Consider the following 12,383-nt stretch of genomic DNA (forward strand, 5'->3'; position numbering starts at 1 on the left):
TTTTATCATCGAGTTCGGTGACCGCCTCGACGGTCACTTCTGAGAAAAGGCATTTACACAGAATGGTGTACAGGCTCGGTATCGTGGACAGATCCCAGAAACCAGCCATCATCATCCGGTGGCTCCGGTATCCAGCCACGGGCATCCGGGGCTTCATCCGTAAATCCGGCAGCGAAAGCTTCAGGCGCTTCATCGCGCATTGTCATCACAAAGCACTGGAGTTTATGGGTTCTGAGCCAGTAACTTAATTCTGCGGAAGTTTCACAGCCACTTCGTACCAGCGCAGGATGTGTCCAGTACCCCTGTTCATCACGTTTCACTTCAGCGGCGATAATCATTTTTCTTTCTCCTTGTGTTCGCTATGCTTTGTCGTTGATTTCATAACGGTTATGGATTTTTCTTCAGCACCGGCTTCCCGGTATTTCAGAAACTCTACGACCTTTCTTACCAGACTCTCCGAATCCCGATCGCGTAGTAGTGGAATGCCGGCCTGCCTCAGAACCTCTTCCAGCAGAATATCGCGCCGGATACGGTGTTTTTTCTGGTGTGAGGCATCATCCAGTTCAACTGCGCCGATGATAGCGAAGGTATGGATGTCAACGATGACCACATCGCAGTGCCACTGTGATGCCATCCGGAAGAGTTGCCACCAGGTCCGGGATCGTGGCCGGATATGGGGAGAGAGTGTGGCAATATCTGCCACCCGGACCTGAGGACACAACAGCCAGCGTGTTCGGCTGGTATGCCTCAGCAATGCCCGGAAAAAATGTTGTTCCCGTGGCGTCATCAGTGTGTCATTACCCACCCAGACCCGCTGGCGACACAACCGTTGCTCAGCCTCTGAGGGGCGAATACCCAGGGCTTTCAGTGACCTCAGAACCGGGGAAGTCTTCGTTACTGCGCGTCCTTTCAGAAGCAGCACCAGAAATCCCAGCAAACTCAGCACAACAACGGTACTGCCCGCCATCATTAATATCTTTGCCATGTATTTTATTCCCTGATGTTCCTTTCTTTCCCGATGCGTTTTCCTGTCGTCTTCCTCATCTTTCTGTCCCTCTTCTGATAAGGCAGAACTCTGCCGGCAGCCTGTCGAGCAACGCGCGGCGAAATACATTCGGCAGTCCTCTCCCGGCTACAACATCAGCAATCAGAACTGATATGACGCTAATCTGCAGGAAGTGGCACAGGACAAAACCAATCTGATGCACCAGTTCCGCAGCAGGCATATTACGAAGAGCATTAATCAGCCGGATGGCATCCTGTGGGGAACCCCAGGCGAGAATACCGATACCGACCAGCATCACCGCCGGCGTATACAACAGCCCCCGGCTGATAACCCGTCCGGTCAGGCCTGTAAGCTCACACCTTTGCTGGCGAAACACCTCATCATCCCGGAGGATTTCCCATTCCAGCCGGGCCTTTTCATAGCGCGGCACCTCGGCCACCACCTGAATACCGTCGCGAATACTGACCAGCGGTGAGACCTCTGGCTTTCTCATCCGGTCGATGTGCCGGGTGTACAGGGCCAGACCGGCCCAGAACAGCGCGACAGATAACGCAACCAGATAAAATCCGCTTGCCCGGGATACAGGAGAAAATAAAACCATCTGAACCAGTGCCAGCGCGCAGCCGTATAAATAACAGAATAACTGCTGCTCAGGGCGCAGAATGAAATATCTGAACATATTGATTCCTTTTTAGATAAAAATAACATTCACAGCCGTCTTAATTTCATTATCGCCAGACCACTGTTTTCTCATACACCGCAATCACACCACGCCTGATTAATTCCTCTTTAACGCGACCATAAAGCGCCATGCCTTTTGTATTACCGGACAGGGATTTAATATAATTCATCAGGGATGAAGTATTCGCCGGGCGGTTCCCTGCAGATTTTTTACTTAATGACTGGACTTTATCGGTCAGGTGCAGCACTTCATCGTTACTGATTACCATAGGTGCCGCCTTCGGTTTCTCTGCAGAGCAAGGCGATGATATACGGCAACATCGTCTCCCCGCCCTGCATAGCTCGGCAATGACGCCATCATAGCCTTTATCATTCGAGATAATATGAAATATCGTCTCTTCCGGTGCAGTCGCGCTAAGTCTTCCCAGCTCAAACACCAGATGGAAGTCCACATTATTTTTTGACACATTCGAAACCTGGAATACGCTTACCGATATATCACCTGCATACGTTACAGCTGGAAAACGTATAAACTCCTGCTGAGGCCCGGTAAATAAAATAAGGCGTTCATAACGGGACAGACGGACATTTTCAAGTGTACCAATATTTTCATAATCTACGAGAGCAATAATTTTTTCAGTCATCGTCATCCAGAATCTGTCTGCACGGACAGTTATGATGCCGCAGCCTGTAATGCGGCAAATATAAAATGAATACCTGTTGCTATTTCAGGCATACCCTCAGCTAATTTTCGTTACATCTATTAGCTGAGGATTCCCAGGTATAATTATCAGGAATGGGTAAATATAATTAAAGGGTCTGACTCATCTTTCGTTCAGCTCGCAGCAGCTCCTTCATCATGCGCTCACTGGCGTACTGCGCTTCCTCTGCAGTGACGGTCGCAACGGCATTCCCCTGCAGATCATAGCGGGAGGCCCCCACCTTCATCCGGGACAGATAGTCCGCAGACCGGGTCAGACTCTTCAGGCACTTAATGACCTGTTTATGCGACAGCGGCAGGTCGCGGTTCACAATGTCGGCAAACAGCTGCTCGCGCATTCCCCTCGCCAGCAGACGGGGTGAGTTTCCGTCGAACAGCTGTGGCCAGAATGCCTTCAGGGTCATGATGGCCTGTTCCGGCGGCAGCAGGCGAAGATAACGCACCGGAGGTGGCGTCTTTACCGCTTTATCCGGCGCCGGCGCAGCGTTGCGCGCGTCGGCTTCGGCCGCTTGTTTAGCCTTCTCAAGTTTCGCTTTCTTTGCCTTCCAGGCCGGCGGGGACGAGACCACCACGACCTTCTTTCGGCGCACCACACCAGGAGCAGGGGTTGCCTCTGCGGGGGCCGTGCTGTTCTCCGCCGGTTTTCGTTTCAGGCTCAGTACAGGGCGTTTTTCTTCTGCCATAACAATTGCCTATCGTTCAGTTAATAAGAGCTACTATACCTGAACGGTATCACCCTTTCCTGCTCCTGCGTTCACATTGAGACGACAATACCCAGTACCGCCAGGTGCACGGCATAGAACATCACGAAGAACTGCCGCGGCCAGAAGCGTTTCACACGTTCTCCGGCAGATGAGCACACCATCAGCGTCAGCAGCGCAATCGCCAGTCCGGCCACTGATTCACTCACGTCATGCATATTCATCAGCAACACCATGAGGGCCCACAACACCCCGTATCCCAGCCGTTCCGGTGCATGCTGTGCGCGACAAAGCAGCCAGCTGGCGGTGAGCATGCCCACTCCGGCCATGCCGTAGCTGCCGGTTGACAGGGGTATCCAGGTGACCAGCAGTCCAGCCGCCGGGAGGGTGTAATACCAGGACGGCTGGCTGACCCACCGCAGGACCTGGCCCGTAACGGCAAAGGCAAACAGAATATTCCCGGTATACCACGGGTACCCGATGAGCATAAACGACACCTGGGCGACCAGCGCCCAGCCCCACAGGCTGTTCAGTTGAGACTGGCGTATTTCCGCGTGCCGTGCCAGATTCATTCCCCATGCCAGACCGAACAGCGGAAAACAACCACGTCCCAGCAGGCGCATCACTTCATTGTTTCCGGCCAGCAGTAAGCCGGTGTGGTCAGTCACCATCAGTACCAGTGCGACCGTTTTAATCATATCCGTTTGTCCCGGTGTCCAGGTCAGCAGGCGCTGAAGCCAGCTGTCTGTCGCGCCTGGAAATGTGTGTTGTGCTCTCATGTTTTTTTTCCTTTTAGCGCTCCGGCAGACTGCCCGATTTCAATCGGGGAGGCTGCCGGAGCAGACAAGCCGCAGGCGCGTCAGTCGCCCCCGAGTGTTTTCTCGCGGTTAAGGTCACGAACCATGTCCCGCTCCACAGCCTGCAGACGCTCACGCTGCAGACGTTCTGAGGCCACCTGCTGAATCGCCTCCTCCTGGCGCCGGAACTGAGGATCATCCGGTAGCGTCGTTTTCTCCGTACCCGGCCGGTCACGCTCCAGTCCGCGAATGACGTCCCCGATAACCTCTTTCACCCGGTCCGCCGGCTCGCCGGCTTTACGCGCCTCCCCGGCCACTTCCCGGGCAGTCTGTTCCGCCTGTTTTTCCATTTCCCGGCGCTGCTGTTCTTCTGCCGCCCGCTGTGCCAGTACCTCTGGCGGGAGGATAATGTCAGCCCCGGCCTGCGGTACCGGAGCCACCGGCGCCGGTTCAGCCCATACCCGCCCACCGGTCATGGCCCCGGGGTTCCAGGGGCGGTCATCACCGGCCAGCCGCACCACCACCCCCGTATCGGGATTGTCGCGGGCCATTCTGACGCCCTCCCCCATATTCCCGGCCAGCAGGCTTTCTCCGTTGCGGCTGTTCTGCAGCGCCACGAACCGGGCGTCTTCATTGCCCATAATTCGTCCCTCTCCGCCGATAGCCTCCAGCCGTCCGTCCCGATCGGTCAGCGGGCTGAGCCAGATACCGGCGGCTTTCCCGTTTTTATCAAATGCCGGCAGCGCCACATGCGGCTGAGGGTACTTTTTCCCCGGAGAAATGAATTTTCCTGGTGAACTTCCCTGTGCCAGACCGGACTGCTGCAGGGCTGCCCGGCCCGCGGCGGTTTCATCCAGTGGCCTTGCCCGCCCGAACAGCAGATCGGCTGTTTTCACCGCCCGGTCGTTACGGGGTTCAAGAATATCGTGCGCCGTCGCTTTCTCAGGTGAATGCTTGATGGCCTTTATCCAGCCCTCACGGTTGTCGGTGTAGACCTGAACATGCTGTTTCATGCGGGATAACGCCACATAGGCAGACTCAAAGCTGGCCATCTGTTCCCGACCACCGGCCACCCCTTCCAGCGCGATGGCATACGGTTCGCTGGCCCCCTGGGCGCCGTGGGCCGTAATGGCGTAGGCGAGGTCGATATGCTGCTGCGCCTGATCCGCCTTCGGGGTCAGCGTACGGGTGAGTTTGCCATCAGATAGCGTGACACTGTCACCCGAAACAGACTGCACCTCCCAGATACTGTTGGCCACATAGCCGCGCTCCAGGTCACTTTTGCTGAAGCGCATTCGGTCCCCCTGAGACACGGTTATCTTTTCCTGACGATAGAGCGTGACGCCTTCTGCCGATGCCTCCCGGGGTGAGATATATCGCTCCTTTCCTTCACTGTCTGTCAGGGTGATCAGCTGATTAGCCTTATCCACCTTGCTGATACGGTGGTATACGTTATCAACCAGCGCCACCGCCTCCTTGTGAGCCGTCCAGGTCGACAGTTTGCGCAGTTCACCGTCACGGATGTTACTCGTGACCAGCACCGGCAGGGTGATTTCCTCTTTGCCGGTTTCCCCGTTCTCCCGCCGTGCGTCATGGATCAGACTGTTCAGCGCCCGCCGGTCCTTATTCAGATGGGTGATCACCAGCGTCTGCGACTGTGCCTCCGGGGTCCGTCCGGTATAGTCCTTCACCAGCGCCTCGTAGAGCGTCGCGGGCTGACCTTCCGGCAGGGTTTTCCCCTCGCTCAGCGCCTTTTCTATCGCCTTTTCCTGCTTTGGCGTGAATTCCACCACAGAACTGCCCGGCGCCCAGGCGCCTTCTTTTCTCGGCACCTGCTCCGGCGTGACCTGCTCGATGGTGGTCAGGGCGCGGTGCACATCCCGCTCAATCAGGCTGTAGACCGCCGGTCGCAGCTCAGGCATCTGGCGTACAATCTCTTTCATGATGGCAACGTCGGCGGCGCTGCGCTGCTGCGTCAGCCTGAACGGCTGGCCCGGCGCGATGGGCTGCAGCTGGTCGTTATCCCCACTGGACACCGCCCGCCCACCGCCGGCGACGATGAGGGAGTGGGCTTTTGCCATATCGGCCAGCCCCACCATTGAGCTCTCGTCGAGCAGGAACAGGGTGTTGCTGAAATCGGGTGTCTGGCCATTGCGCTGTAGCAGCTGCGTGTCGTGGAGGAACGATGCCGTCGTGCGCGCATCCACGCCAGCACTCTGCATTTCCCCGACCGCGCGATGCGTCGGCGCCAGACCGATGACGCGCGGACGGGTCTCTTCCGGCAGCAGACTGATGGCACTCATGACTGCCCGGAGCTGGGTGGTTTTCCCCACCCCGGCATACCCCTGAACCACCGTGAACCGGTCCGTGCTTTCCAGAATCATCCGGGTCGCCGCCCGCTGTCCGGCGGTCAGGTCCGTCATCAGACTGGCCGGCACGCGGTCCATCAGGGGGGCCACCGCGTCTTTACCTTCCAGCACGTGGGTCAGGATGCTTTTTTCGGCGTCCCAGGTCTGACGGGAAATCAGCAGGTCATTGCCGTAGCCGTGCGCCACCGGTACATTCAGCAACTGCCCCGACCTGATTTGTGCCTGGATGGTCGTGTCGATGTCCGCCATCGAAACCTTCCCGCCCCCGGTTTCCAGCGCCGTCGCCAGCAGCTGGGGCCGGGAGAAGGTCAGTTTCTCACTTTCAAGCAGCGGGATGGCCAGGTGAATGGCCTGTTCTGCCGGGGTACGCAGTCCGGCCTTCTGCTGCGCAATGGCCGCATCCAGGTCCGTCTCGCCGGATCGGGTCTTCAGCTGCTCTGAGACCACGCTGAAGGCGGTATGCCGCGACAGCTTCTCCGTCGTGCGCGCCGCATCCTGCGCCGAGTACAGCCGGAGATGACTTCCGCTCTGCGCCAGCTGGTTGAGGGTGGCGTTATCCAGCTCACGCTGCGTCACCGACGCAAAGACCGTTGCCGTCTCGCTAACCGACCTGCCGGGACTTTCCACCCAGCCGTGGCCGATTTTAATACCGTCAAACACGCCCGCGCCCATGGCCAGGGTCTGCGTGGTTTTCTGCCCCGGCCGCTGTACCGTCAGCTGCCCGTCCTCCACTTTCATCACCGTGATGCTTTCCCCGCCCTTCAGGCGTGTGTCCGGTATCTTCCCGAGCACCGCCAGACGTTCCCCCTCTGCCACCGGCAGTGTATCTGCCCGGAACAGCGTCCACTGGCTGTCGACCGCGGAAACCTTCAGATCCAGACGGACCCCTTCCCGGTCTTTCAGGGTCAGCATATTGCTGCTCCCGGTCACCCGGTCAATGACAAAGCGATCGTGCGTCCGGGTCTCCGGATCCCAGCGTTCCATCACCATCCCCTCCCGGTAATAATCCCGCACGCCCCGGCTTTTGCTGTCCAGCCACACCGGCGTCAGGGCTGTAATGGTCGTGTCTTTCTCACCCAGCACCCCCTCCTGTCTGAGGGAGTCACGGATAAGGCCGTTGAGTACGCTCTGTTCACGCGTCCCGCTGATTTGGGCCACGCTTTCCTGCCCTTCACGCACGCTGACGGCAAACTCCTGTGCCAGCCGGCTGTAGCGTGCTCCTTTATCCGGTTCACTGATGATGTCGGCTGTGGTCTGATGGCCACCCTGCCAGCGATACGTATTCACGCCGCTGTCCTTCAGCACCGTCAGCGCGCTGCCGGTCCCGCTGCGCTTCCCGCTGTCGGAGAGCAGGACCTGCACGTTATGGCGCATCGCACCATCGAGCAGGGAAATCGTTTCCTTCAGGCTCAGCTTCTCCGCCTGATCCACGATGAGTGTTCCGCCCGGAATAAACGCCGTCCCGTCCTGCAGGGCGGATTTACCGGTCACCGTTTCCCCGGCCAGACGCACATCACCGGCGAGAAAATCACGTGAGCGGTTATCGGCCGCCAGGATATGGACGTCACGCCCCTGCTCCCGGGCCATCAGGGTTAACTCGGCCACCCGCTCCCGCTGGCCGGTGGCACCGCCCTGACCGGAAACGATACCCATTACCGGGCGATCCTGCGCCAGCACACTGACGGCATCGCTGAAAGGGACCTGGCGCACCACAAACGCATCAGGCGTGACGGAGACATGATTCTGGCGCTGCACCTCCTGACTAAGGGCTTTGACGGCGAGTTCATCGAGAACGTGGATGTTTGAGGTGAACAGGCCTTTCTCGCGATCGAGAGGGATAAGCTGCTCCCGTTCAATGGCGGCATCGATGCCCTTTCTCGCCAGCTCAAACACACCGTCCTTCGCCTCCAGCTGGCCGACCGTGCGTGCCAGCAGGTCGGCATACGTGAACTGCACCTTGCGGTCGCTGAGACCGGCAATCGCTTTCGTCACCACATCCGTGATATCCGGACCGTCAGTGTTCACCGGCGCGGCAGGTGCACGGGCCAGCTCTGCGGCTCGCGCATCGGCGGCCTCACGGTACCCCCGGATGTCAAACCCGGTCTCCTTCAGCGTGTTCATCCACTCCACCATCTTCTCTGCCGGATCGATGGCGTCTTTCGACTTGCGGGTATCGAGCGCGGCCACATCCCGGGACTTCAGGGAGGCATCGGGCCCTGCGGCCTCCCTGACCTCCTGAGACCGGGTGGAGAACGGTTCCACAGGGACCCCTTTCATCTCCCACATCCCGTGTTTGCCCACAACTTCCGTCTCATAGCCAAGCTTCTCAACCAGGGGTTTGAACGCCTCCCGGTAAAGCTTCCCGAACGCTATCTGGTTCGCGTACACGTTCTCGATAAAACCTGTTTTACCGATCTTATCTGTGCCGAGAGACTGCCATTTGTCCCCGTTCTGCGTGGCGTTAATGACGACGGCATGGGTGTGTATCTGAGGTTCCTGGTTACGGTTCGTGTCGTGGTTGAATTTCGCCACAATCAGATTTCCGGTCAGCACCGTTTCGCTTTTACCGTCCGTCATGACCCGGGTCGCGGCCAGCGTCTCCAGTTGCCGCACCGCTTCGGTTACCGCCTGGTTGTGGGCATCGATAAGGCGTTTATCGCCGCCCAGCATCGCCATGACCGACACGCTTTTGGGGGCCGAGAAGGTCAGGTCATAACCGGGCCGGTGCTTGTTGGCGCCGTCCTGTATCCGGGTCAGGTCGCTGCCATCCGGCAGCTTCCCTTTCAGCAGTTCCGTAAACAGCGCCTTATCCACGGCTTTCCCGTCGATCCCCAGCGCCTCAGCCCCCTTACCCTGCCAGCGTTCGTCCATGCTCCCTATGACGTAGTAATTATCCTTATCCGTATAGTAATTACCGGCACTGCCCGCCGATTTAACGGAGCCAATCGACATCATCAGAAGTTCCCCCCAATCTCGACATAATCCTGTTCATCGTGGCGGTGGCTGTGGTTGATATTGACTTCCTCACGCCGCTGCATATCCCGCTGTGTCTGCTCATCTGCCAGCCAGGCGTCATACGCCTGCATGTCCTCGATGACACCGTCCTCGTTCATGCCGGCCGGCAGCATGTCCTGTCCCTGTTCCGCAGACTGCTGCGCCAGCTCCTGTTCTGTCCCGCCTGCAGCTGCAGCAGGGGTACCGGCAGAGGATGCTGTTGCGGCTGCAGCGGCAGCAGCGGCTGCTTTTGGCTTGATCAACGGTACGGTCGTGAGCCGCAGGACGGAAGGCTCCGTTGCTCTGACGGAAGGTTCCTCTGCCGGCATCTTCGTTGTCGGCGGCGCTTTTACCGGTGCCGGAGATACTGTCATGTCTGCTGGCGCAGGCTGACTGACCGGCTCAGGTTGTTCACCGGCGTGACTGTTTGTATCAGCGGGCCCGGATGCCGGCGCATCCGGCGTGAAAAGTGCCCTGGCAAGACTGCCTTCAGCTTCCCGCGCTTCAAGCAACGCACTGAGCCGCGCATCCACCCGCGCATCGAGAGTGCGAGGAATAAATCCCTCGGCAATTTTCGGACGCGGTTTGTATTTGAGGGCCAGTTTCACGGCCGGATACGGCCCGGGCAGCGTGACATAGCAGGACAGGTCAGGCAGCGTCTGAATATCGGAGTAACTGACCAGCGTTTCCCGCTCTTTTTCTTTCCCGGTCGATACACCATCACGCACCGGGTCAGCACCGTAGGAGTACTGCTCGCTGGCCTTGAGGATTTCCTTCTCGCCAATTTCACCGGCAGCAAACTCCGCAATCTCTTTACTCGGGGAGCGGAAGAAGGCTCGGGTGTTCATCACGTCAAAGAGCGTGGCGGCAGGCTTGACGCCATAGATATCTTCCAGCTGGGCATAGGACTGAATACCGAACACATAACAACCACCAAATTTACGCGCCTCCGGGAGGATTTCGACCAGGTCCGGCAGCTTGTGCAGCGTGGGGAGCTCGTCGGCGAAAATCCACACGCGCCGGTTACGGTTCTCCCCCATCGCCAGCAGGCCGCGGATAGCAATTGACAGCCACATCGAGATAACCGGCTTCAGGGAAGCATGGGTGTCAGCGTTGGAGGAGATAAACAGCCAGCCATTGGGTCGGTCCTCACGGACACCGCGCATCCAGTCCCTGATAGTGAACGGCTCCCCGTTCTTCTCGATGCCCTGCAGGTAGCGAATAGCCTTGACGTAGTTGGTCAGCACGGCACGAATGGAGATGGCCGTTTTCTCAATTTTCTCTTCAACCAGGTTCGCTGCCGGCGTGTTCTGCAGATAGGCGCGCAGCTTGTCGATTTTAATGGACAGCATGGTATCAACCAGCTTCTCGTAGCTGCGATCCTTGTCTTCACGCATCAGGTACGCGCCTTCGGCAAAGATAGTGCGACCGGAGCCCTGCCAGAACGGGTCTTCTTTGGTGCCCATCGGGATAAGAGTGTTGGAGATGTTGTCGAAGTCCGGCAGCGTCAGGCACTCTTTCCACAAATCCCAGGCCGCGCAGCGCGAGTCCAGCGGGTTGAGGATTTTATCCAGTGACGGGTCGTAATAGCTTTTGACGAACTCACAGGAGCGATCGTAAATGATGGCCATATCGCCCCGGGCACGAACATAATTCAGTAGCCGGCGGATTACTTCTGATTTACCGGAACCCACGGTACCGTGGAGGCAGAAGTTCTGGATTTCGGAGTTTTTAAGAATAGGCAGATCGCCAATTTTAATATCGGAGGCCATACCATCACGCTTCATCTGGCGGGCCACTTCTTTGGGCTTATCGGAAAGCTGGCGCCCGCCGGTATTCTCATCCTCACTCTGCTGTTTCCCCTGGCGGCCCAGCACCCAACTGGCGATGAAGAACGTCACGATACAGATAACAAGAGAAACCACGGCTGCAAAGACGAAACTGGTCCACAGCTGCTCTCCGCACCAGATAGTATATTTATCGGCCAGGATTTGTTCTGAGGTATATTCCAGCGACTGGCCGTAATACTGAATGGTGTATACCGGCTGGGAACGAATAATATCGCGCATCGGACCCAGCGTCGTACACCACCAGTATACGCAGCCGTTCACAAAGGTTTGCCAGCTGAGCCGATACATCAGCATCAGCCCGCACAGCACCCAGAATAAAATAAACAGCACGTAGAAAATAATATTGGCAATCTGACCAAACATGCGAAAGCGCATATTGGCGATCTGACCGCCCTGCGTCATATCTTTGGCATTGAAACTCATGGCACTAATCCGTCAGTAAAGTATTAGGGTCGGAAGGACAAATTAATCAGCGGAAATACACCGGCACAAAACAGGATTACAGTCATGCCCGGATCCATTGATGGCCAGGCCGGATACTGACTTCTATTAAGAGGTTATGCAGAAGGTATAGCCCTCTGAGCCAGGGCAGTGCCCGCCTTTAATATACGACTTCGCCACCTGCCGTCCGGCCTCATCGACCAGGGCATACAGTGTGGATGGCAATGTTTCAGTCGTGTACTGCAGGCAGACGCAGTAGCATTTCACCGGATGTTTAATCATATCCGGACGTTCAAACCAGCCGGTTGACGGGAAAATCCGTGTGCCGAAGAGCCTGTCAGAAGGAAACTGAGTCTGCACGGACCAGGCAAACACGTCGTCAGCGCTGTCGCGGCGATTGACGCCGGGGATATACAGATTTTCTGCTTCGCGGACAACACGGGAGGCAAGAGAGGACAAGGCGGAGTCATCCGTGCTGGCCGGGCCTTCCACACATATGGAAAGATGGAAGTATTCCGGTTTGCTCTGTACTTCTGGCTTTGCATCGGAAATAACTGACGCCGTGTTTCGCTTACGCTCCACGGAAGACGTCATTATTTTTCGGAAAAAGACACCTGCGATGAAAACAAGCAGAAGAATAACTAACGCGCTGCAGATATACATGATGTGGTCACTGAAGAGAGAACAGACCTCGCGATGTGACAGGGAATCAATTCCCCCCGCTGCAGGATGTGGGTAAATATCGCCAGGCATCAGTTCATGTGTATCAAGAGACCTGACAGGCACAGATATTGTCATAAATAACCTCTGTTCAAATAAAGAC

General features: G+C 57.2%; 9 protein-coding genes. All 9 read right to left on the bottom strand.

Annotated elements, in window-relative coordinates; translation table 11 throughout:
* Positions 1 to 53: 53 nt before the first annotated feature.
* Positions 54 to 338: a hypothetical protein gene (locus L2I46_RS25735; RefSeq protein ID WP_236948318.1), complete on the bottom strand. Its 285-nt coding sequence runs from the start codon at positions 336 to 338 to the stop codon at positions 54 to 56.
* Positions 335 to 985, bottom strand: coding sequence for a DUF2726 domain-containing protein (locus L2I46_RS25740; RefSeq protein WP_014343480.1), 651 nt, complete (start codon positions 983 to 985; stop codon positions 335 to 337). Before L2I46_RS25740 ends, L2I46_RS25735 begins: the two co-directional genes overlap by 4 nt.
* 55 nt (positions 986 to 1,040) lie before the next feature.
* Complete coding sequence (locus tag L2I46_RS25745; protein WP_014343481.1) at positions 1,041 to 1,685, bottom strand: hypothetical protein; 645 nt, start codon at positions 1,683 to 1,685, stop codon at positions 1,041 to 1,043.
* Positions 1,686 to 1,734: 49 nt separating this feature from the next.
* Positions 1,735 to 2,337 (bottom strand): PIN domain-containing protein, encoded by a 603-nt coding sequence (locus L2I46_RS25750; protein ID WP_013023836.1) that lies wholly within the window; start codon positions 2,335 to 2,337, stop codon positions 1,735 to 1,737.
* Between the two features lie 160 nt (positions 2,338 to 2,497).
* On the bottom strand, positions 2,498 to 3,091 hold the full coding sequence (locus L2I46_RS25755) for a fertility inhibition protein FinO (RefSeq protein WP_013609537.1): 594 nt from the start codon (positions 3,089 to 3,091) through the stop codon (positions 2,498 to 2,500).
* A gap of 71 nt (positions 3,092 to 3,162) precedes the next feature.
* Positions 3,163 to 3,888 (bottom strand): type-F conjugative transfer system pilin acetylase TraX, encoded by a 726-nt coding sequence (gene traX / locus L2I46_RS25760; RefSeq protein ID WP_013023834.1) that lies wholly within the window; start codon positions 3,886 to 3,888, stop codon positions 3,163 to 3,165.
* 80 nt (positions 3,889 to 3,968) lie between these two features.
* Positions 3,969 to 9,230, bottom strand: coding sequence for a conjugative transfer relaxase/helicase TraI (gene traI / locus L2I46_RS25765; RefSeq protein ID WP_047665818.1), 5,262 nt, complete (start codon positions 9,228 to 9,230; stop codon positions 3,969 to 3,971).
* The gene (traD, locus tag L2I46_RS25770) at positions 9,230 to 11,542 is read right to left on the bottom strand and encodes a type IV conjugative transfer system coupling protein TraD (RefSeq protein ID WP_013023832.1); all 2,313 of its coding nucleotides are present in this window, start codon (positions 11,540 to 11,542) and stop codon (positions 9,230 to 9,232) included. Before traD ends, traI begins: the two co-directional genes overlap by 1 nt.
* Positions 11,543 to 11,668: 126 nt before the next feature.
* On the bottom strand, positions 11,669 to 12,358 hold the full coding sequence (locus L2I46_RS25775; protein ID WP_013023831.1) for a hypothetical protein: 690 nt from the start codon (positions 12,356 to 12,358) through the stop codon (positions 11,669 to 11,671).
* Positions 12,359 to 12,383 lie beyond the last annotated feature (25 nt).

It is taken from the genome of Klebsiella sp. 2019SCSN059 (genome assembly GCF_021739525.1).
Lineage (GTDB): Bacteria > Pseudomonadota > Gammaproteobacteria > Enterobacterales > Enterobacteriaceae > Klebsiella > Klebsiella quasipneumoniae.